The sequence below is a fragment of the Scytonema sp. HK-05 genome (assembly GCF_963872035.1).
In the GTDB taxonomy this organism is placed as follows: Bacteria; Cyanobacteriota; Cyanobacteriia; order Cyanobacteriales; family Nostocaceae; genus Kalymmatonema.
Map to the genome: position 1 here is coordinate 25672 of NZ_CAWMYC010000151.1, position 22872 is coordinate 48543.

The following is a 22872-nucleotide window of genomic DNA, read 5'->3' on the forward strand; positions in this document are numbered from 1 at the left end:
CCAAGTACCAGCCGCACCCATCAATAAATTGAGGGGCTTTGTATAAGGACGCCGTATTTCTCGTACTACGTATCTCGCGCAGACATTTTTTGTACTTCCATGTTTAAAAACAGAGAGAAGTCCCTACGGCGGTAAACCCGCCGTAGGGAACAACGGAACGGGCTTGTACCAAGATTTTTGTTTATTACTGCGGGTACTTGATACTGCGGGTACTTGGTAACTGATTCGGTCAAAACTTTCTAAGTATTGATAAATATTCTAACTTTGCAATCAGAAAACTCGTTAGCTAATAAAGGGTAGTGGTAATATCATAGATGGCAACACAGTCACGCTTGCCAGACGATGCTCTGCTGCCTCAACCCCGATTGCCCACATCCTCTCAATCCTGACGGAATAACGAACTGCCAGAGTTGTGGCGCGCCACTAATACCGCTTTTGAGAGGTCACTACCGTGTTATCAAGGTGCTTTCAGATGAGGGAGGATTTGGCAGAACCTACTTGGCAGAAGATGTAGACAAGCTCAATGAACGCTGCGTTGTCAAGCAATTGGCACCGAAAGTCCAGGGAACATGGGCTTTGAAAAAGGCGATTGAGTCATTCCAACAAGAAGCTCAGCGATTGCAAGAATTAGGGAAAAATCCGCAAATTCCTACCTTGCTAGCTTACTTTGAGCAAGATAGCTATCTGTATTTAGTGCAAGAGTTTATTGATGGGCAGACTTTGCTCAAAGAGTTGCGGCAACAGGGAATATATGGCGAAACAGAAATTCGGGAAGTTTTGCTGGATTTGCTGCCGATTCTCAAGTTTATCCATGAGCGCGGGGTAATTCATCGGGACATCAAGCCACAAAATATTATGCGGCGAATCTCTCTGCCTCCCTCTGGAAGCGGCGGGAAAACAAGCGGGGCGGGGGAGCTAGTACTGATTGATTTTGGTGCCTCTAAGCAGCTGAGCGCCACAGTGCGGACTAAACCGGGAACGACTATTGGCACACGTGGATATACCCCTCTAGAACAGATGCAGGATGGTGAGGCTTACCCAGCGAGTGATTTGTTTAGTTTGGGAGCGACGTGCTTTCATTTAATGTCAGGTATTTCACCAGCTATATTTTGGACAGAAAATGGCTATAGCTGGGTTGGTTCTTGGCGGCAACATTTAAAACGTCCGATAAGTACAGATTTGGCAGAAATTCTTGATAAGCTTTTGAAAAAAGACATTCAAGAGCGTTATCAGTCAGCGGATGAAGTGATCAAGGACTTGGTGCGTGATCTAGCGATTCAACCATCTTTGCAGCCAGCTATACTGAGAAAGCGACTTTTGGCAGGTGGTGCCATTGTGTTGTTGGGATTTGGAGCATTTTGTTATGTGAACGATTTTCAGCCCCTAGACTTTTTAGTGGCACAAAACAGTTTCCTGATGAAAACCCTCAACGGGCATTCTAATTTAGTGAGTTCTGTCGCCATCAGTGCCACTCCCAATGGCGTAACCCTTGTCAGTGGCAGTTTTGATACGACACTGAAACTGTGGAATTTGGCAACTGGCAAGGAAATTGCCACATTAGAAGCAAATGCTGGTTCGGTTCATTCGGTCGCTACCAGTCCGGATGGTCGTACTGTTGCTAGTGCCAATGGTGACAAAACAATCAAAGTGTGGAATTTATTAACTGGACAGGAAATTCGTACTCTCTACGGGCATTTAAGTTCGGTTGAGTCTGTTGCTATAAGTCCAAATAGCAAAATCCTTGCCAGTGGCAGTTTTGACGGAAATATCAAACTATGGGAACTGCCCTCGGGAAACGAAATCGCTACTCTGAACTCACATTCGGGTGCTGTTAAATCTCTCGCCTTTGGTCGTGATGGGCAAACTCTTGCCAGTGGCAGTGAGGACAACACAATTAAATTATGGAATTTATCTTCCAAGCAACTCATCAAAACTCTCAGGGGGCATTCGCAACCGATCCGATCTGTCGCCATAAGTTCCGATGGACAAACTCTTGCCAGTAGCAGTGCTGACGCCACTATCAAACTGTGGAATTTGGCAACCGGAGAGGAAATTTACACCTTCAAAGGGCATTCCTACTCGGTGAATTCTGTTGCCTTCACCTCAGATGGCAAGATTCTTGCTAGTGGTAGTAGCGACCATACTATCAAACTGTGGGATGTGCCAAGCAAAAGCGAAATTCGCACTTTCAAGACGCCTTCTAAAGAGGTGACTTCCGTCGCCTTGAGTCCCGATGGCAAAACTCTTGCCAGTGGTTGTACTGACGGGACTATCAATCTTTGGCGGGTCGTTCGGTGACTGGACTTTTATTAATCAAGTTTCGTATCTTATTTATTCAACAGTTTTGCACCGGGAACTAGCCTAAAGTCAGCACTAATATCAATTGCTGGCTCAATCATTGGTGCGTTTCTGCCACCACTTAGTAAGTTGCCAAGCTAGGTAGGCTGCAACGATTCCAGAAGCAATGCTGCCAAAAACCCATAAAATAAAAGGATGGGGGACAATAGAAGCATTCTTTGACCAGGGCAGCAATAGAGGCGAATTATTTTGGGAAGGTACTTGACTAGAAGCCGAGATGACAATTCCTCCTACGCTTAATCCAGCACCTATAGCAAAGGCAGTGATTTGAAAGTCGCGATCGCGTTCTTTGTCCCTTTCTTCCTGCTGCTCGTTGCGTTTAGCCTGGTTAATTTCTACTATCCCTCGAATCGTAGCGATCGCGTTATCTAGCAATGTAGAAGTATGTACTAAATAATCCAAGTCGGCTTGTATTTGTTCCTGGAAATGGGAAGCATTTGTTTTGCTAAACCCCTCCAAAAAAGTCAGGTCATCATTGGGTAAGTTGGTGCTGATTTGTTTAATTTTTTCTATATAATTATTATTATTAATTTTAATTGAGTTGCGGTAGAACTCTATATTCCGCAGAAGTTGAGAATATTCCAAATTTAATTGGAGCAATTTTTTAATTTTAGTATTTAAATTATCTAATGTTTTTTTATCCAACGTTGTATCTTCTGGAATTTCTTTAAGTTCTCTAATACTTGCTTCAATTTCTTTACTTTTGAGAATTGCTATTTCGTAATCTTTATGGCTATCTTGATAAGCTTTAATGATTTTATTCCGGTATAGAAACAAATCTGGTAATTTTTTATAAGAATCTCTACCAAATTTGATACTTGTTTCTTCTGAAAAAAAAAGCCATACGAGAATATGACCGTAATCGTGAGGCTCCCCAGGAAGACCATACTCAAAAATAGGGCTACCGAATAATTCCCCCGCTTGATAGCAAAGTGGAATTTTTACATTATTTTTTTCTCCAATAAAATTTTGAACACATTTGTCAGCTAGCTTGGTTAACCAATTCTTATCTTGCTGCTTTTGCTCTTCTGTTAGAAAAGCTGTAATGACTAGAGTTTGTCCCAAGTTACTTTCAATAAAACTAGGCAGAAAACACTGAGCGGGATTAAAATCTTTCAATCTGGCAATGTGTACAATATCATTACCTAATTGTTGAGGGCAACGGATATTAAGAGCCAGAGCATAGCTATCCCCTATCCGTAAGGGATAGACTACACAAGTAACATCCAGTTGAGACTGTTCGGGATACTCTAGATTTTTAGGAGTTTTTCCTGATAACTTTGGTGTCAAAACCTTGCTTTTATCTATTGCATCTTTGAGCCAATCGACGCGATAACCAGATGGGTTGTCATTGCGAACAAATAGCTGTTGTGAAATCTCGAACTTATTAAAAATTTCATTGCATTTTTGCCAGAGAAGTTCAGTATCTTGCTGAAAGGGTATGGCATCTGGGGTAAAACTCTTCCAAAGATGAAAAGCAAATAGGTGAATATTTGGAGCATGAACGCTATCAGCCATTTTGCTTATTTTTATCTGAGTCAGTTGTTGGGGGTAATGGCAGTTGCGCGCTTTGAACTGTTTGCTTAAGAAGAGTAATATTTCTTGTCATCATCTCTTCGTATTTTGGATCGGTTGGAGGAATCTCCTCATCTCCTACTTCATAACGCTGTACTGTTCTCAACGCTTCTTTTATCGAGGTATACTTTTGGCACCAATTTACTACTGTTTCGGCGACTGGATAAGGATCGTTATCTGACAATCCAGCCAAATTTTGCTCTAGTTGAGGCAAATCTGCCAACGCTTCTAAAGGAAAAACAGAGCGCTTTTTAGCAAGCAATTCTACAAAATCTTTGATTATACGAATAGCTTCTTGTCCCATAGCAATTTCGTGAGTACAGTTGAATTTATCCTCAAACTGATCTTACCGTCCAATCGTACAAAAGGCAGCCCAATACTTAGGTTCAACAAAAGGTTGCTCGTCATATAGATTCAAGCGCAATTCTATGTCATTCATCTGATCTTCGTCTAGCTCCAGCTGTTGTATCCACTTGTGCAATTCTGGTTTTGTCACCTGCCTGAGCCAATGCTGCGCCTCGTTTAGAGCTTGTGCCACTATAGGATATTTTGCCTTAGAAATGGCAGATTTTCCCCATAAATGTTGCAAATTATGATAAAATTTAATCATTAAGAAAGCTGTAGCAAAGTCATCAACTTTCCAGAGAGTGCAGACAACGCAGAGACTACCTGCATACAAAAAGCCGCTAGCAAAGCCAATATATTCATCGCTGAGGCTTTTAAAGTCAGTTAAGCCAGTTTCGCAAGCCGAGAGGGTGACGAGGTGGCAATGGGGTAATTCCATCTGTTCAAAGATGTCTTGCAGAGTAAGGCATTTTTGTGTGTCTAATAATTTACCATTGTACCAAGGCTGACATTCGGTTGCTGTAGCGGGGGTTAGTTCCTTTACCACGGATTCTGCCAATATTAAAGCAGAGCGCAAGGGTGAATTGAAGTTAAACAAACCGTGACAGGAAAAGTGAGTATAGTGGATATCGCGGAGGTTTGTTTGATTCAAAGCAGCTTTAGTTGCCTTTTCGTTTTTGAAAATGTGGCTGTTGGGTTTAAAGACACGTTCTATGGTTTGTACTTCAACATCGGCGAATCCTAGATCTTTGGTAGGATTCTGGATGGCAAAGAAACGAGGGGAATTAGGGATGATATATTCTCGCTTTTCCACCTGTTGCAGCAATTGGCAACTGGGAGCGTAGCGGACGCTACCAGGAAAGAAGTCGAGGAGGTAATATACATTTGTAGGGTTGGTAAGTCGCCTGTTTTCCTCTATTAGTAGGTGAGACGCCTGCCTTTTGATAGGTAACGCATGCAGGGGAAATAGGTGCAGATAGCGATGGGGAATCAGAATTAGTTGCTTGCATACCTGTGGAATCTGGGAAACAATCTCATCCAGATGCAGAATAGCTGAAAGCTGATCGAGGCGCTCAGTGAGCTTAGCTTGCCATTGCGAATTTTCCTTGTCGCCTCTAAGAGTGTTGTAATCATTCAGATATTCATCCCACCACTGCTTCAAAGTTTTTAGGTCATTACTAGAAGATTGCCAAACGTAGGGAGCGTTTTGGTGGGTGATGACGAAGGTGAAAAAGCGCTCTGATGTGATGTACCAAGCGATGATAGCAGTATGGTTATCTATGCTATCGCAAATTTCTCTAAAGGAGATAGGTTGAACTCTTTGGGTGAGTTGATAGCTGGGGTCGATGCGCTGGATTTGCTCCAGCACTTGTTCTCGTTGGGACTGCAACTCGTTTAGCTCTTGCCGCAGCTTGATTGCACCCGAATTGGAGGAATAAGCATTACTGGTAGTTTGAATTTTTGCACTGGTGAGAAGACCTTCAATGCTGTTGCGATCAGTAGTTTCTAGACGTTGTTGTTTGGCTCGAATTTCCTGTTTCACACGTTGCAGTTTTTCGAGAACTTCTGGGGGGACATCACCTTTGGGGTTGAGATTACGGTTAGCCAGGAGTTCTACTAAGGTACGGGCTTTGCCGCGCTCCACGTATTCAATTGCTTTCTCTACCTGATGATTATTAACGCAGGCTTGCACGATGCAAGTATAGACATCGTTGCCATCTTGCCGTAACTTTTGTTGCTTTGCCTCGCTGCTAACCCACTCACAGCTTTGTTCGATGGCTCTAATCGCAGCATCATAGCCTTCAATTGCATCAAACCATAATTTAGCCTGGAAAGCGGTTTGACCAAGATTGCGTCCTACCTTAAGGCAATCTATGGGAAAGGCAGTAGGTGTATAAATTTTTAGAGCTAACCGAAAAGATTGAATTGCCTTAGAAATTTGCTTCTTATCACGGTATACAATGCCTAGTTCATTTTGAATCCTTGCCCAATCATTGGGGAAGGATGAACGGGTGCAGATTTTTAAGGCAGCATGAAAGGCGGCGATTGCCTGTTCTATATTTTCTGCTTTCTCGCCTTTGATTCGCTCCCTATACGCAATGCCTAGTTCATTTTGAGTCATTGCCCAATGATTGCGGAAGGAGGAACGGGTGCAGATTTTTAAGGCAGCATGAAAGGCGGTGATTGCCTGTTCTATATTTTCTGCTTTCTCGCCCTCGATCCGCTTTAGGTAAGCAATACCCAGATTGTGTTGAGTCATTGCCCAACTAATTGGGAAGGAAGAGGTATAAACTTCTAAGGCAGCATGAAAGGCGGTGATTGCCTGTTCTATATTTTCTGCTTTGTCTCCTTTGATCCGGTACAAGTAGGCGATACCCAGATTGACTTGAGTCTTTGCCCAATCTTCTGGAGAGGAGGAGGTATAAACTTCTAAGGCATCACGAAAGGCGGCGATTGCTTGTTCCAGATTTTCTGCTTTGTCTCCTTTGATCCGGTACAAGTAGGCAATGCCCAGATTGACTTGGGTCATTGCCCAATCCTCTGGAGAGGAGGAGCGGGTATAAACTTCTAAGGCAGCATTAAAGGTGGCGATTGCTTGTTCCAGATTTTCTGCTGTCTCGCCCTTGATCCGGTACGAGTAGGCGATGCCCAGATTGACTTGAGTCCTTGCCCAATTTTCTGGAAAGGAGGAGCGGGTATAAACTTCTAAGGCAGCATCAAAGGCGGCAATTGCTTGTTCCAGATTTTCTGCTATCTCGCCCTTGATCCGCTCTAAGTAGGCGATGCCCAGATTGACTTGAGTCATTGCCCAATCTTCTGGACAGGAGGAGCGGGTATAAACTTCTAAGGCAGCATCAAAGGCGGCGATTGCTTGTTCCAGATTTTTTGCTGTCTTGCCCTTGATCCGGTTAGTGTAAGCAACACCCAGATTGTTTTGAGTCCTTGCCCAATCTTTTGAAGAGGAGGAGCGGGTATAAACTTCTAAGGCATCACGAAAGGCGGCAATTGCTTGTTCCAAATTTTTTGCTGTCTTGCCCTTGATCCGGTTAGTGTAAGCAATACCGAGATATACTTGGGTTCTTGCCCAACCTTCTGGAGAGGAGGAGCAGGTATAAACTTCTAAGGCAGCATCAAAGGCGGCGATTGCTTGTTCCAGATTTTCTGCTTTCTCACCTTTGCTCCGGTACAAGTAAGCATTACCGAGATATGCTTGGGTTCTTGCCCAATTTTCTGGAGAGGAGGAGCAGGTATAAACTTCTAAGGCAGCATCAAAGGCAGCGATTACTTGTTCCAGATTTTCTGCTTTCTCACCTTTGCTCCGGTACAAGTAAGCAATACCGAGATATGCTTGGGTTCTTGCCCAATCTTCTGGAGAGGAGGAGCAGGTATAAACTTCTAAGGCAGCATCAAAGGCGGCGATTGCTTGTTCCAGATTTTCTGCTGTCTCACCTTTGCTCCGCTCTAAGTAGGCAACGCCCAAATTCTCTTGAATCCTTGCCCAATCTGCTAGGAAAGAAGAGCGGGTGTAGACCTTCAGTGCTATCTTGTAACCAGCAATCGCTATATCTTTGTTGAGTTCTTTGCTGTCTAAAGGGAAATTCTGAATTAAAAGGCTAAAATTCAAAGTAACTCTTGCAATATGCTTTTGCTTATCTGACTCTACTTCGGACAGAATACTCATTACCCACTTTTGCAGCAACTGAATTAAGTTATCATCCAATTTATCTAGGTTTGTTTGCAGTAGTGGATACACCACTTGTTCATTGCCATCACTCTCTTCAGTTGCCTGCAATATCAGCAAAAGGAAATTGAGATAGGTGTTAGTAGCAACTTCTGATGAATGTTCTTGAGGTAAAGTGCTGGACGGATCTTCTATCCGGGCTAGCTTAGAAACAAAATCTTTGAAAAGCTCCTGCCACATTTTGTTATGGTAGTCCTAAACAGGTAAGAATGCATTGTAGTGATCTACAAAATACTAAATTCCTCCAATGCGATTTTCTAGTTTTTTGGAAGTAGTACTTAAAAAACTGGTGACCACAGAATTTAGATTAATAGCACTCTTTATCAGATGATGACTCTTTTTCCAAGTTTGAATGCTGTTACAAGCAGGACAAATTATATACTTGCAACAGTTATCATTGCTCCTTCAACTACACTAGTAGTTTTTACAAACAACCCACTAGTGCCAACTACTACCTTATTCAGCAGTTGAAGGTGCTTTAAGTACTTGTTTGTTATTCTTTCCCTTTACGGGTACTTTTATGGAACTAGGTTTCACCTTAGGCAAAACCTCAGGCAGCTGTTGCATCATAGTTGTCACCGGTCGAGTGAACCCAGGACCAGGTGGCTTTGGTGTCCTAATCCTCCCTTGAGGTCGTTGTTGAACTTTTTGTTGAGCTTGTTGTAGAGATTGTCGTTGAGTTTGAGCTTGAGCTTCAGGCACATTGAGCATCCCAGTCATCAAAGCAATAAACAATACAGAAAGTTTTATGGCTTTCATCATTCTTCTTGTAAGAGATTTGGATTTGTCTATGATTAAGGGTTAATCAATATCATTCTTACACCACTGGTTAATAAAAATCTTCCTAAAGAGATTAACAATGACAAAAATATTTCTTTGGATAGATAGCAATATTGGTCATTTTAAATAATCCAAATAGTATACATAGGGGTAAGTAAAAGCAACTTATGCAGTTTTAAGGAAATCTGCAATAAAACTTTGAAAAAGCAATTAGACCAGCCCTTGGGGAGTGCGATCGCCAACTACAACGACAACGCACGAAGCAACAATGACTACTGGTAAATTTGTTCTATCAATCTTACCGAAGTTTGAGAATGCAACAGACAAGCTATTGGCTATTGGATCAAGAGTCATCAGCACCTGGTTGACGACCATAAGAACAAATTATGAGTTAGGGCAATATCACAATAAACGGCATAAAGGCGCTTTATCTTAACCTCTCACAGATGCTCAGTGCGTAACATTACTCCTGCAAACATTTTACGTAAGCGCGTACATTTTTGTTCGATTGCTACTTACGTGCCTTTCCCATATTGCGAATGTGGAGACTTAATCAAAATACACGAAGAAGAGCTAATTTTTTTGCAAAAGACGTGCAATACCCCCGTTGTTGTAAGCTTCGGCAAGATCCGGCTTGCGGGCGATCGCACTCTTGAAATCTTCCATCGCCCCTTTGTCATCTTTTCCTTGCAAACGCGCAAAACCCCGGTTGTTATAAGCTAAGGCAAGCTCTGGTTTCAAGCGAATCGCTTCTGTAAAATCAGCGATCGCTTTTTCATAATCTTTCTGAGTATCCTGTGTATTCTGTTGAGACTCTGGGTTGATATATAACACCTTAGGAATGTTGGAGTTGAGGCGAATAGATTGATTAGCAGCAGCGATCGCTCCTGCATAACCTTGCTCTTGTACACGCGCTAAACCCCGGTTGTTGTAAGCTAAGGCAAAATCTGGCTTGAGGCGAATCGCTTCGTTATAATCTGCGATCGCTCCTTGATAGTCTTTTTGTTCTTGTCGGGCATTACCCCGGAGCGTGTAGTATAAGTATGCTACTTGAGGAAAAAGACTGATGGCTTTGTCGTAATCCGCAATTCCTCCTTGTTTATCTTTCAGCAGAAATCGAGCATATCCTCGGTAACTGTACACCCAAGCGTTATCAGGCTGGAGGCGCAAAGCTGTGTCAAAATCCTCTGTAAATGAAGTTTGTCCCATGATAGCCTGAACAATCCCCCGACCAACGTAAGCGGGGGCATAATTAGGTTCTAGGCGTATCGCTTCGCTATAGTTTTCAATCGCTGTTTTGTAGTCTTTCTCATTAGTTCGGACATCACCAAGCTTTTTATAATAAAGATAAGCTGCTTGGGGAGCAAAGCGAATTGCTGCGATGTAATCCTCAATCGCTCCTTTGTTATCTTGCAGAATAGAGCGAGCAGTACCCCGCTTATTATAAATAGCAGCCGAGTCAGGCTCAAGGCGCAGAGCTTTCTCGAAATCTTGAATAAATGCCTTGCGGTTTCCCATCATCGCCTGGACAATTCCCCGATCAACGTAGGCATACGCATTGTCAGGCTGAAGGGCGATCGCTTTGTTTAAATCTTGAAGCGCTTCTTGATAATTTTCTTCACTCGATCTTGCTACACCCCGCTGTCGGTATGCAAAGGGATTGTCAGGCTGAAGGCGCAAAGCTTCGTTAAAATCCTTAATTGCTTCGCTGGTGTCTCCCATGCTGATACGGATATCACCCCGGAGAATGTACTGCAAAGGCTGGGGATTGATTTTAATCGCTTGATCGCAAGCCTGAATCGCTTTTGGGTAATTCCCTAATTCGCCCAAGACATTGCATAGTCCTCGATAAGCGATGAATTCATCTGGCTTGAGTGAAATCACCTTTTCTAGCGCTTGGCGTGCTTCTTCGTATCGATTCAAGGCGAAAAGCGTATCGCCCAACTCACGCCACGCTGGATCGTATGTTGGATTATATGTCGTTGCTTTGTTGAAAGATTGCAGTGCTTCTTTATATTTTTGCTGTAGACGCTGTGCGCGTCCGCGTGCATACCAAGCTTGAGACAAGTTTGGTTTGATTTGAATTGCTTGCTCAAATGCATCTACTGCTTTTTCATATTTCTGCGATCGCAATAGTTTATTACCATAACTGAGCCACTCAAATTCATCACGGCTGTTACCGGGTGATGCTACATTCAGAGCAGATGTGATAATTGCGTCTTGTTGTGGATCGGTCAATCGCGGTGGTACTGTGGTGTGCTTTTTGAACTTGATCTGGGATTTTTCCTGCTGTACCAGTGCCAAAAAGCTACGGATAGGCACACCCAAGCTGTAACCCAGTTGGATTTCGCGTTCCTCACCAGTTTTTTGTTTAATTAACGTTGGTTCTCCTTCGGCTGCTGTATGAATCCCAATCACTCGACCCAAGCTATCTAACACTGGGCTGCCACTCATCCCTTTATCAGTAGAATTGGTATAAACCAGTTCATAACCAAAAGCAAAAGAACGAGAATCCTTGGCGCGATCAATTCCTCCACCGTACAGCAATCCAGCACTAAACTGACGGTTTGGTTTTGTGGTAGCTTCTTTTGATGCGGGCATCCCAGACACAAAAACCACTCTGTCTTCGTTTTCTAAGTCATAGTCAGCTAGGGTAGCGACTTGGTAACTTTGGTTGCTGGTAAACTGCAACAGCGCTAAGTCTGTTCCTTCCCAAGTTTTGATGGTGTTAGTGTTTACTGCATACTCCTGATCATCCGGAGTTACGACTTTTAAGTCGTTCTTACCTCGTACCACATGACCAGCAGTGAGAACATAGTATGTGTTACCTTCCTTGGCAACAATTACCCCCGAGCCATGACTGTTTTGCCAACTGATTAACACTGTAATTTCTTTGGCAATATTGTTAACCAGAGTTGCCACCAACGGCGTGGATGTGGCTGTCGATTTAGGAACTGTATTCCTTGCTTGCGGGTTTTCTGGTGGAATAATTGGGGGATCTAGCTGAGATAATATCTCAATAGGAACTCCCCAACTCGAGCGCCGCATCCGTTCGCGCAAAGCATCATTAGGCTGGGAACCATCTTCATACACATACGGATCGCCCCACAAAGGCTGAGCATGGATGCCATTGATACCAATGACTTTACCATCACTATTGAGCACTGGTCCGCCGCTCATGCCTTTTTCAACTTCATTGGTATATCCAATCCGGTAGCCCCCTTTCAAGGAGCGTTCTAGCAACAGAGAAATACGTCCGGGATGCGTGACAAACTGCCTTGAACTAGATGAATCCTCTTCAAAGGGAAACCCCGCAGCAAATACTTCATCACCTTCTTTTAAGGTTGATGAACTTCCTAAGGAAGCTACGGTATAGTTACCCAGAGCACGAAACTGCAATAAAACCAAATCCTTGTTATCATAATTTACATCTTTGACCAACTGGGCTGGATGATTTTGACCATCGGGTGTATTAATCAGATGGGGTTTCCCGGCTTCTAAGACGTGCTGACTTGTCAAAACTGTATACAGCGAACCGTCTTTTTGAATCAATATCCCCGAACCGCCCTTTTCTCCAGAGATAATTTTGACAGTGATGGACTGAGCTAGCTTCTGCAGTTGCTCTTGGGATAACTGGGAGATTTGCTGCCGTGCATAAAGGTTGGGGGCAGAAATACTGATATAAAGACTTTGTACTGGCAGCATCCATAACGCGCCTACCCAGACGACCAAAGTCAGTAACCGACAATCCATTTGCCCATGTCCCATGAGTGTCAATTTAGTGATTCGGGAAATAGGGATCAGCCCTAGGGGGAATTCAAAATTCAAAATTCACAATTCAAAATTGTTTTTTGAATTTGAAATTTTTAAATACACAGGGTCATTGTCCTTGTTTTCCTATTTCCCGATGGTGAACTATGCATTCTTTGATGTATTTAAACCAGAATATCCTACTTAGCGGCGTTAGCGGGTTCTTCTCGTAGTAACTGATTCATGTCAATATAAACTTGGGGAGAGTTATCATCTGATTGAACAATCGGACCGCTAGCGGTGTAACCCATTTGCCTGAGATTTTCAATCACTTGACCAGCATCGTCATCTGCCCTAAGTGTGAGTAGCAAAAGGCTGCAAGTACCGCCATATCGACTCGCGGCGCACAAAACCTTTTGACCATTCATATTTCCAGTTGTCAGGTAATTCAGCACACCGTTAACCGAAGCATTTTGAAATCTGGCAGAGACGACCTCACAGCGTTCTTTTGCAGAAAATTTATTGTTCCAATTTCTTTGCCAGCTAATGACTGGAATTTTCCTTCCTGTTGCGGTTCGCGCATACGTCGTTGGTACGCCGTCCCTATTTATACCACAAAAGTATATATTTGTTTGAGCATAGCTGGGCTGACTCATAGTAGCGATGCTGCCTAGAGCGATGCCGCAGAGCGCCCACTTCGTGATCGCATTGGCAATTAGCATATTTGCAAATAATTTGGCTTTCATAGTGATGCTATTCTTCCTATAAACTAAGAAGTTATATTAACTACATCCTTGAAATCAGTAAATCCCAAACGTCTGTAGGAAATCAAAAAATATTGTTAGTTAGTATTAATTGCTGCATTATTCTTTTATTATCAATTATAATATCAATCTTGAATAATTGTGAAAAATAATCTTTTCACCGATTAACTTAAGTCTTTAAAGATACAATCTATTTTTCTGTTACTACTGTCTTCTAGATTAGACTTCACTTGGAAATAAGGCAGAACGGGGAAGAAACATTTTCATCCAACGCTTATGAACAAAGTTCATCGTATCTCTTGCAAAAATCGATTTTTCATGGGGCTTAGATACGAGATCAGAACGCACCAAGGCAGTATTTCTCCTGATGTCTGTGTTGTTCTATACTGATGGATGACTGGAAGAGGTTGATTCTAAAAGGCGTCATTCCTTACGAGGTATTTTTTGATCATACAGATGCAACTTCAAGCAGATATAGGTTTCCAGCCAAGGATTGATTCTGGCTTGAGTGGAACTTAATAAGATGTCATTAAATACTTGCAATCATTGAATTGAGGAATTTGAACGTGAAACGCTTTGATGTCTCTAAAGTTTTGGGTATTAGCGCTCTAGCCCTCAGTTTAGCTACCCTACCTGCTGTTCTGCCTGCTTCTGCCCAAACAACTACCACTCCCGATGGCACTGTTAGAACTACCAATACAGAGCGCTCTGCAACTGATGGAAATTATCAGGATGGCGATTGGGGTTTGTTGGGCTTGCTCGGTCTGTTTGGTCTGTTTGGTCGCAAGAGCCGCAAAGCTGATGAATCTGTAGCTTATAGTAACCGTGATGTCGTGGGCACCTCAGGCAACCGCTCTAACTATTAATATTAAGTGCATTCCAAGGTGTTAATGAGTTGCACCGAAAGCCGTTGCTCTACACAACCACGTCCAGCGGCTGACTACAATCATCACAATCGCTAAACTTGCGCTCACATCAAGAAGGTGAGCGTTTTTGATTTTGACTGGTACATAGAAAAATGCTCAAATGCTTGTCAGGAAAAATTTTTAGCTTAAGTTGACACCAATGGGTAGTTCCTATGCGTGTCAACTTAATGTTTAACCATTGATTCCACGTTGGTATTACCCCACCCCTCAATCCCCTCCCCGCAAGCGGGGAGGGGAGGTTTTAGCGCAAGCTAAAGCTAGGGTTGTCTTGTTCCCAGTCTCTGGCTGGGAATACCATTGGGAGCCTCTGCCTCCCTAAGTTGCGTTACTAGTACACGACGGCGGAAATAAAGCTACCATTCAAAAGCAGCGAAAAGCCCACAGAATCAGCCTTTTGACTTTTGACTTTTGACTTTTGACTTCCGCGCAGCGGTACTAGCCTCCCCAACCGCATTTCCTGCTTAGACCACCGAAATAAGATTTTAGAAGGGTTTTAGCTTAAGCTAGCACCAATGGGCAGTGCTGTGTCCCTAGGAAAATCTGTGGTTCACTTAAGGTTGATGTGTAAAAAATCATGCGTGTAGAGACGAGAGTGGCGCGTCTCTACATTGTCTTCCTGATAAGGGTTCTAGTCTTATCTAAACCGTATTGAACAATAGACAAGATTGGGGAATGTAGGTTCCATCTCTGTCCCATGCGTGGTTCATTATTCTTTTTTTTGGAATGAATGCAAGAAGTCTAGTTTACTGCCTGCCAATGCAGTTAACTGGCTGCTTCAACGGATGTTGCACCGTTGGATCAGGTGTGGTGGCAACTAGGATGATTTCTCCGGTGGGAGTTCTCTGCCATCCGGTTGCTTCGATGATTGGGGTGTAAGATTTGGGGTTTGGGATGTTAGTGGTTGGCGTTTGGGGTGTGGGCAGCTGTGGGGTGTACTGACCAACTGTTAACCTGCGTCGGTCTTGCCACTCGGCATCATCGTCCAATTCTTGCTCAGGAGTGGGCGGTAAGCCACCGCGACCAGTAATGACGAAGGAATTGCCTTCGTTAGCAGGACAGCGAGTAGCAATCAACCGCGACAGGTCGGTAAAGTCAGTCGGTAATTCAACTAAACCAGCCGCCGGGTCAATTCCTGCTGTAGTGACATCAAGCGTGCCACTTAAGGTATCGGTCGCTCCCGTGGCGGTGATGTCGCTACTGGGGGTGGGTTGAGGACTCGGTTGAATGCCAAAAATCGAATAGGCATTGATGCTGACATTCCCACCGCGAAAATCTTCAGAATTGGCGCTGATATTGCTATCTTCACTCTTGCCAGCCACGAGAAACCGGGTATCAATCGCGATGTTCCCACCGGGAATGTTGCTGCCCTTAGCGTTGGTTGTGATGTTACTGCCGTTTCGTAAGAGAATTAGGGGCGATCGCAGAATGATATCTCCCCCACCGCCCGTTGTGTCTGCCCGAATTCTGCCCTGGTTGTCGAGATAGATTTGATTGGCATTCACGAACAAGGAACCGGCACTGCCTGTGCCGGAACTGCTGACCGTCACTTCTGCTTGGTTTTGGATGTTGAGGGTGTCGGTTGTGAGAGTTAAGTTGCCACCCGCACCACTGCCACCTGTTCCAGCCGCAATGACCGAACCATCCCCTGTGAGCGTAATTGAATTGGGAGCGGTAATGGTCAGTTGTCCCCCACGACCACTGCCAGAGGTGGAGGCAGAGATTTGTGCCCCATCCTGAAGGTTCACCCGGACACGTTGCCCGTTCCCCTGTGGCTGAATGGTGAGGTTGCCTGCATCGGCAGCAGTGGTGGTCTGAGCGAATAGCCCACTGGCAGCACCAGACAGTTGGATATCTGGGGCATTGAGTGTGACGTCTCCTGCCCGTCCGCTACCAGAAGTGCTAGTCACCAAGCGGGCACCCTCTTGAACAGTTAACTGCCCAGCCGTAATTTGGATATTACCTCCGCGCCCTGCGGAAGAGGGTTCTGTATTTGCAAACAACCCAGCGGCTGCACCAATACTTTCCACTCTCGGTTTACTGTAAATATCGACTTCGGAACCGAATTGAGCCAGTCGCGCCGAGTAGGATGGATCGCTGCCAGCTATTTTTACAGTGTCAGTCGCTCTAAGGGTGATGTTACCCGCAGTTCCATTACCAGACGTAATGGCAGTTAGCTGCCCACCCGATATTGCTTCAAACGTATTCGTATTGATAAAGATTGCTCCTCCTGGGCCATTAGCTGTAGTCCGAGAATCAATGACCGCACTGTTTGAAACGCTAAAAGCACTTGTGTTTACCTCGATCTTGCCGCCAACTCCCGAGGAATTGGTACTGGTGAATATACCGCTAGAAACTCCATCGACAAACTCTGGAGGGGATGTAAATCTAGGTGGAGTGTAATTGAAAAGTTTTATGGGAGGAGCTGTCGTATTAGTCCCAGAAACACTGACACTATTAGATGCATTAATGAGGATATCACCTGCATTTCCTTCTCCTGAGGTGACCGCATTCAATTGAGCACCGTTAGTTAACGTGAGCGATCGCGCTGTTATATTAATCCCTCGGGCGTTGCCAATTGCTCCTTCTTGCACGGCAGTGGAGATATCGCTATCGTTTAGGACGATTGAATCTGTAGCTAACACGGAAATCCCGCCAGCATCACCCTGTCCTTGAGTGCTGGCAGAAATCAAAGACTGAGAAGAGGAGACAGACCCAGCTCGAATGTCGATGTTTCCAGCATTAGCGATACCATTAGCAAAAACCCGACTAGTGATATAGCTCTGGTCTAGGGAGAGGCCATCTCTTAGCTGGATTGATATGTTTCCGGCACTCCCCTGCGCCTTTCTGTTTAGAAAATTATCACCAACTCCAGTAGCCAAGAAAGAGCCGTTAATCAGGTTGAGAGATGACGCATTGATGGTAATGTTACCGCCGTTACCTGTTACCGTGTCGGTGCTGGTGCTACATCCGATAGTGTTGGTTTGGCAAAATCCAAGATTGCTGAATGCGCTACTTCCATCAATAAATGAGACGGGACCACTAGCGTTAATGGTTATATCGCCTCCATTTCCCCGTCCATTCGCGCTAGCGGTTAAAAAAGCTTCATTGGTGACAGAAAGCGAGCCTGTGGTGATGGAGATATTGCCTGCATTCCCGTCTCCATAGCTATTGGCAACCAGTTGACCACCATATCTGACCACAAGCGATCCAGCGGTAATGTTTATGTCACCTCCGTTACCTTTTACCGGTTGTTTGGCAACGTTAGATAAATAAGGTGCATTGACATCGGTATATAGCTTAGCTCCATACTCAATTGAGACGGGACCACCGGCATTGATAGTTATACTGCCTGCATTTCCCCGTCCGTTCGCGCTGGCAGCGAAGAAAGATTCATTGTTAACAAGAAGAGAGCCAGTGGTGATAGTGAAATTGCCTGCATTCCCCTGACCTGCGGTGCTGGCAAGCATGTGAGAGCCATTTGTTATGGCAAGTGACCCAGCGGTAATGTTGATGTCGCCTCCTCGACCTTTCCCTGTGACATCGGTATATACCCTAACTCCATAGTCGAATGTGGCAGCATCGCGAACGTTAATCGTTATATTGCCTGCATTTCCCTCATTTCCCTCTTCCTTGGCGTTGGCAACTAATAAAGATTCATTTTTAAAATCAAGAGAACCAGTGGTGATATTGAAATTGCCTGCATTTCCCTGACTTCTAGTGCTGGCAAGCAGTTGAGCACCATTTGTTACGAAAAGCGACTCGGCGGTGATATTGACGTTACCAGCATTGCCTACAGCTCCCAATTCCACTTCATTGGCAATCTTGCTGCCGTCTCCTGTTACTGTGACTGTCCCTGTCGCATTAATTTCAATATTCCCTGCCTGGGTGTTGGGTAAACCCACGCCGGAAATCCCTGCCAGCAGTTGACTGCCTTCCGACAGATTTAAGTTCCGAGCACTAATGGCAATACTCCCACCGCCGGTAGCACGGGTATCCACGAGTGAGCCATTGGTTAGGGATATATCGGCAAGTGCTACACTTTCAGGAACACTTAAACTCAGGTTAGCGCCATCCCCATTCAGCCCCAGGGTGTCCGTTCCCGCCACTCCTACCAACTCGACTTGACCTCCCGGATTCAGGAGCTGCCCTCCCTCTAGACTGACATTTCCTCCAAGTAGTGCTAAGGTTCGACCGGGATTTACTTGTAGATTCGACCTCTGTACCTGAAGCCTTCCAGGGTTGCTTCCATATTGCAAACCAATGGGAACGCTGATTGTTAGCAGAGGTGCAGCTTGAGGATTCGTGGCATTGAACTGAAAGCCATCAGTAAAGTTGATGCTGTTGGCAGTACTGGCAATAAATGAGCCACCAATATTGAGTCGAGCACCTGCACCAAACAGAATGCCATTCGGGTTGAGCAAAAATAGATTGGCAGTACCGTTTGCCCGAATCAAGCCATCAATATTAGAGATTGACCCACCTGTGACGCGGCTGAAAATGTTCTGCACATCGGCGGCATTGTTGAAGAAGGCAGTACCGCCAGTGGGGACAGAAAACTGCTGAAAGCTGTGGAACAGATTGCCACCCCGCCTTGCGCCGCCGTCAATTTGGAAATTGGGATTGCCGGAGACTTGCGTTTGCTCTGCTGCTGGCAGCGTGTTATCGGGAATCACTTGAGCTGCGATCGGTTGAACACAACCGAGTACCCACACAGCACTGCCCATCAAAACCGATGTATTTAGATGCCACCTGCTCATCTTGTCTTGCCTCCAGCATAAGGATTGTTCGATGCGATGCTCCTGAGGAGCATCGCTGTGAAGGCGGGCGCTCCCTTGCCAATGGCTTGCATAGCAGCAATCGCGCTTTTACCAATTGGCAATCCCCGCTTGAACGCCATGATGATTGCCTGTGTTCGTGATGATTGCCGCTAGCTTAGTTGAAATGGCGAAATGCAGCATTTCAAAGTTGCGAGCCAAATGTGTATACACACTCTTTGTGCTGACATCAGCAGATGTCTGTTCTTCGCTCTTGTGAGTATCATTATCTTAAGTTTTGCACAATAAGACCATGCAAGATAAGTAAGTTAGCTTCAACTTACAGCTATTTTCAGTTAATTAGACATAGGAGTGAAAAACAATGTAGAGACGCGCCATGGCGCGTCTCTACAAGGATTGTAGACAACGCAAAATTAATTTCTGGAGATATCTATTGAACCACAGATTTTTGTAGGGGTTAGAAACTGTAACTTAATTCCTAGACAAAGCTACCCATTGCTAGTCATTTTTGGGTAGCTTTTTAATATTTGTTCGGTTTCTGTGCGGTTTTTACTACTCTTATCATAGTCATCGTATAGGCATACTATGACTATTATCTAGAACAAAGGATTATGCCGCAAAGAGATAGATGGTTAAAAGTATTGTTAACTGAACAGGAATTAAAAAAGCTTGAAGCTTATGCGGAAAGTCAAGGATGGAACAAATCGCAAGCACTCAGAGAATGGATTAAAGGTTTACCATGCTACTCGGATTCAAAACAGAACTGAAACTAAACAACCACCAACGTACAGCATTGGTAAAGCATTGTGGAGTAGCTCGTCACGCATGGAACTGGGGACTAGCTTTAACCAAGCAGATTCTTGAGCATAACAAAGCAAATCCTGATTCCAAAATCAAATTCCCTACTGCGATTGACCTTCACAAATGGTTAGTAGCATTAGTGAAGTCAGAACATGAATGGTACTACGAATGTAGTAAATCTACACCACAACAAGCATTGATGGCTTTGCGTGAATCATGGAAACGCTGTTTCAATAAAACATCTGGCGTTCCAAAATTCAAGAAAAAAGGTAAACGCGACTCTTTTACGCTTGAAGGTACACTCAAAATTCTTGGCAATAACAAAATCCAAGTACCTGTGATTGGTGTTCTCAAAACCTATGAACGACTACCTCAAGTATTAACAAAGTCTTGCACAATCAGCAGGCAGGCGGACAGATGGTTTATCAGTTTCCGATTTGATGTAGAACATCGCGAACAAAGCAACAGCAACGTTGTAGGCGTTGACCTCGGTGTTAAGAACCTTGCCACACTGTCTACTGGTGAGGTAATCGCTCTTTCAAAGTCTTACCGAAAGTATGAAGCCAAGTTATCCAGGATGCAGTGGTTGAATCGGCATAAAGTTATCGGTTCAGCTAATTGGAAGAAAGCGCAATTACAAATTGCTAGATTGCACAAAAAGATAGCTAACATCCGTAAAGATACACTACACAAGTTGACAACATTGCTTGCTAAGAACCACGGCACGATAGTGATTGAAGACCTCAATGTATCAGGAATGTTGGCTAATCATAAACTGGCGAAAAGCATTCAAGGTATGGGATTTTTTGAGTTTCGGCGTCAATTAACTTACAAGTGTGAACTGTATGGTTCCAAACTTATCGTGATTGATAGATGGTTCCCAAGTTCCAAAACTTGCTCAAACTGTGGAAACAAAAAATATTCACTCACTTTGTCTGAGCGAGTGTTTGAATGCGAGCATTGCGGTTTTGTCATTGACCGCGATTTAAACGCAGCCATCAATCTAAGTTTGTACGCATCCGGCAGTTAGTCGGTGAGAGCCTGTGGACTGGATAACGCCGACGTTACCAGAGTGAAGCAGGAATTAATCGAAGCCCAAGCTAGATATTTCGAGTAATGGGTAGCTTTGGGTAGGAATTATATAACGGTTGTTCTATGCCGTGCCCCTACAGAGTGGTTTATTTACTTGAAAAGCGCTGTAAGCAATTTACTGCCTGCTTTTGCAGTTAACTGGCTGCTTCAACGGATGTTGCACCGTTGGATCAGGTGTGGTGGCAACTAGGATGATTTCTCCGGTGGGAGTTCTCTGCCATCCGGTTGCTTCGATGATTGGGGTGTAGGATTTGGGCTTCGCCGTGAACTCTGCGGCTCGGGTGAGCTTGCCGAACCCCGAACGGTTTGGGGTGCGAGTGGCTGGCGTTTGGGGTGTGGGCAGCTTTTCGTTTTGCTGACCAACTGTTAACCTGCGTCGGTCTTGCCACTCGGCATCATCGTCCAATTCTTGCTCAGGAGTGGGCGGTAAGCCACCCCGCCCGGTGATAACGAAGGAATTGCCTTCGTCAGCAGGACAGCCAGTCGCAATCAGGCGGGATACATCAACGACAGTCGTGGGCAGTTGGAATAAGCCGGAGGTGGGGTCAAGTCGTTCGATGTTGAGTTGGACGGTGCCACTTTGAGCAGAACTGGCTCCAGTGGCGGTGATGTCGCTACTAGGAGTATCTTGAGGGCGAAACTGAGTGCCAAAGATGCCATTCGCATTAATCGTTACGTTACCGCCACGAGCGTTCACAGAGTTGGCACGGATGTCACTATCTTCATTGGGAACGGCGACGAGTGAGGATGTATTAATCCTGATGTTGCCACCATTGCCCGTGCCACCCGCAGAACCTGTAATCGGACTGTTGTTTCGCAGCAGGATGAAATCTCGCACGTTGAGGTCAATGTTGCCCCCTTCCCCGGATGCGGTTGCAGCAGTAATCGTGCCGCCGCGATCGAGCACGATGGAGTTGGCATTAATGCGTAAGGTGCCCGCGCTGGCGGTGCCTTCATGACTCACATCCACTTTTGCGCCATCGGTCACGCTTAAGCGTCCCGTGTTGATGGTCACGTCGCCAGAGTTTTGATTGGGGATAGGTGGGTTGGGAAAAAACACACTTGGTGGAAGAAGTTGGGCAGAAGCACTCACCTGGCTGGGAAAGAGAATACGGGTAAGAGGAAGTTGTCCGATACCGCTGAATTCTACTGATTGGGTGGCGTTGATCGTGACACTCCCCGCTCTCCCCGTCCCGAAGGTCAAAGCACTGACGCTTCCTCCGTCGCGACCCACCAGCTTGGACGTGTTGATTGTCACATTTCCACCATTTCCAGTGCTTTTCAAGCTAGAAGTGGAACTCACGTTACTGAGTGTGGACGTCCCTACTCCAATCAGTTCTACCGATTCAGTTGCATTGATCGTCACATCTCCTCCATTGCCACTACCTGTATCTGCGCCAGATGTAATGATGGCTCCGTTGAGAAGGCTTAAGCGTTGGGTGAATAGCGTGATATTTCCTCCGTTTCCAGAACTGACAGCGAAAGCGTTGATGGTACTGACGAAATTGGATGTGTATCCAATCAATTGTGCTGAATCAGCAGCGGCAACTGTTACATCTCCTGCGCGACCTGCACCATAGGAGGGAGTAGAGATTCCTGCGCCGTCTCGAACCAAAAGTTGGCGGGTTGACACGGCAATATCGGCTCCCCGCCCACTGCCGATTGTTTCAGTATTCAACCCACCTCTCAACTGACCACTAGGGCTGATTCCACTGAGTTCCAAAGAATCGGCAGCATTGACCCGCAGACTTCCCGCCGCTTGCTCACCTTGATTTTGAATTAACACAAGTGAGCCATCGGTCAACGAAACTCGATTACCTTGCACCGCAATCGAGCCGCCTAGTGAACCACTGGCATCAGCTAATGCCTGCTGTGAGAGGCGAATATCGCCAAACGTTTGGATACCTGGGTGACATCCTCCCACACTAACCGTAAGCGGTATAGTGTGGGCTTCCTCAAATCAC

The 22872-nt window shown here is 45.0% G+C and carries 13 protein-coding genes; 3 read left to right on the forward strand and 10 right to left on the reverse strand.

Features of this window, described 5'->3' with window-relative positions; all coding sequences use genetic code 11:
• Nucleotides 1–342 precede the first annotated feature (342 nt).
• Nucleotides 343–2298: a serine/threonine-protein kinase gene (locus AACT52_RS35005; protein ID WP_073635033.1), complete on the forward strand. Its 1956-nt coding sequence runs from the start codon at nucleotides 343–345 to the stop codon at nucleotides 2296–2298.
• A gap of 93 nt (nucleotides 2299–2391) precedes the next feature.
• Here AACT52_RS35005 and AACT52_RS35010 read toward each other — a convergent pair whose 3' ends face one another.
• The 7 genes from AACT52_RS35010 to AACT52_RS35040 all read right to left on the reverse strand — a co-directional run bounded on the left by AACT52_RS35010 (nucleotide 2392) and on the right by AACT52_RS35040 (nucleotide 13296).
• Nucleotides 2392–3876 (reverse strand): hypothetical protein, encoded by a 1485-nt coding sequence (locus tag AACT52_RS35010; RefSeq protein WP_073635034.1) that lies wholly within the window; start codon nucleotides 3874–3876, stop codon nucleotides 2392–2394.
• Nucleotides 3869–4237 carry a hypothetical protein gene (locus AACT52_RS35015; RefSeq protein ID WP_073635035.1) on the reverse strand — a complete coding sequence of 123 codons (369 nt, stop codon included), beginning with the start codon at nucleotides 4235–4237 and terminating at the stop codon, nucleotides 3869–3871. Before AACT52_RS35015 ends, AACT52_RS35010 begins: the two co-directional genes overlap by 8 nt.
• Before the next feature lie 42 nt (nucleotides 4238–4279).
• Nucleotides 4280–8200, reverse strand: coding sequence for a CHAT domain-containing protein (locus AACT52_RS35020; RefSeq protein ID WP_073635036.1), 3921 nt, complete (start codon nucleotides 8198–8200; stop codon nucleotides 4280–4282).
• Between the two features lie 276 nt (nucleotides 8201–8476).
• Nucleotides 8477–8782 (reverse strand): hypothetical protein, encoded by a 306-nt coding sequence (locus AACT52_RS35025; protein WP_143172947.1) that lies wholly within the window; start codon nucleotides 8780–8782, stop codon nucleotides 8477–8479.
• 228 nt (nucleotides 8783–9010) lie between these two features.
• Complete coding sequence (locus AACT52_RS35030) at nucleotides 9011–9175, reverse strand: hypothetical protein (protein WP_158054902.1); 165 nt, start codon at nucleotides 9173–9175, stop codon at nucleotides 9011–9013.
• 198 nt (nucleotides 9176–9373) lie between these two features.
• Nucleotides 9374–12628 carry a serine protease gene (locus AACT52_RS35035; RefSeq protein WP_233154146.1) on the reverse strand — a complete coding sequence of 1085 codons (3255 nt, stop codon included), beginning with the start codon at nucleotides 12626–12628 and terminating at the stop codon, nucleotides 9374–9376.
• 122 nt (nucleotides 12629–12750) lie between these two features.
• Complete coding sequence (locus AACT52_RS35040) at nucleotides 12751–13296, reverse strand: COP23 domain-containing protein (protein ID WP_073635039.1); 546 nt, start codon at nucleotides 13294–13296, stop codon at nucleotides 12751–12753.
• Nucleotides 13297–13880: 584 nt separating this feature from the next.
• Between AACT52_RS35040 and AACT52_RS35045 the strand changes: the two genes are divergently transcribed.
• Nucleotides 13881–14180 (forward strand): WGxxGxxG family protein, encoded by a 300-nt coding sequence (locus AACT52_RS35045; protein WP_073635040.1) that lies wholly within the window; start codon nucleotides 13881–13883, stop codon nucleotides 14178–14180.
• Nucleotides 14181–14983: 803 nt separating this feature from the next.
• Here AACT52_RS35045 and AACT52_RS35050 read toward each other — a convergent pair.
• Together AACT52_RS35050 and AACT52_RS35055 are read right to left on the reverse strand one after the other, a co-directional pair.
• Complete coding sequence (locus AACT52_RS35050) at nucleotides 14984–18997, reverse strand: two-partner secretion domain-containing protein (protein WP_083630722.1); 4014 nt, start codon at nucleotides 18995–18997, stop codon at nucleotides 14984–14986.
• Nucleotides 18994–19137, reverse strand: a complete 144-nt coding sequence (locus AACT52_RS35055) for a hypothetical protein (protein WP_158054905.1) — start codon at nucleotides 19135–19137, stop codon at nucleotides 18994–18996. The genes AACT52_RS35050 and AACT52_RS35055 overlap by 4 nt, the downstream gene beginning before the upstream one ends.
• A gap of 617 nt (nucleotides 19138–19754) precedes the next feature.
• Here AACT52_RS35055 and AACT52_RS35060 point away from each other — a divergent pair.
• Complete coding sequence (locus tag AACT52_RS35060) at nucleotides 19755–20846, forward strand: RNA-guided endonuclease InsQ/TnpB family protein (RefSeq protein ID WP_073635042.1); 1092 nt, start codon at nucleotides 19755–19757, stop codon at nucleotides 20844–20846.
• Nucleotides 20847–21023: 177 nt separating this feature from the next.
• Here AACT52_RS35060 and AACT52_RS35065 read toward each other — a convergent pair whose 3' ends face one another.
• Nucleotides 21024–22832, reverse strand: a complete 1809-nt coding sequence (locus AACT52_RS35065) for a beta strand repeat-containing protein (RefSeq protein WP_073635043.1) — start codon at nucleotides 22830–22832, stop codon at nucleotides 21024–21026.
• Nucleotides 22833–22872: the final 40 nt, after the last annotated feature.

What these genes read in the sequence shown, in the direction of transcription:
- AACT52_RS35055 (WP_158054905.1), bottom strand. Translation starts at nt 19,137, where the DNA reads ATGGCGTTCAAGCGGGGATTGCCAATTGGTAAAAGCGCGATTGCTGCT.
- AACT52_RS35050 (WP_083630722.1), bottom strand. Translation starts at nt 18,997, where the DNA reads ATGAGCAGGTGGCATCTAAATACATCGGTTTTGATGGGCAGTGCTGTG.
- AACT52_RS35005 (WP_073635033.1), top strand. Translation starts at nt 343, where the DNA reads ATGCTCTGCTGCCTCAACCCCGATTGCCCACATCCTCTCAATCCTGAC.
- AACT52_RS35060 (WP_073635042.1), top strand. Translation starts at nt 19,755, where the DNA reads ATGCTACTCGGATTCAAAACAGAACTGAAACTAAACAACCACCAACGT.
- AACT52_RS35040 (WP_073635039.1), bottom strand. Translation starts at nt 13,296, where the DNA reads ATGAAAGCCAAATTATTTGCAAATATGCTAATTGCCAATGCGATCACG.
- AACT52_RS35015 (WP_073635035.1), bottom strand. Translation starts at nt 4,237, where the DNA reads ATGGGACAAGAAGCTATTCGTATAATCAAAGATTTTGTAGAATTGCTT.
- AACT52_RS35025 (WP_143172947.1), bottom strand. Translation starts at nt 8,782, where the DNA reads ATGATGAAAGCCATAAAACTTTCTGTATTGTTTATTGCTTTGATGACT.
- AACT52_RS35020 (WP_073635036.1), bottom strand. Translation starts at nt 8,200, where the DNA reads ATGTGGCAGGAGCTTTTCAAAGATTTTGTTTCTAAGCTAGCCCGGATA.
- AACT52_RS35030 (WP_158054902.1), bottom strand. Translation starts at nt 9,175, where the DNA reads ATGGTCGTCAACCAGGTGCTGATGACTCTTGATCCAATAGCCAATAGC.
- AACT52_RS35010 (WP_073635034.1), bottom strand. Translation starts at nt 3,876, where the DNA reads ATGGCTGATAGCGTTCATGCTCCAAATATTCACCTATTTGCTTTTCAT.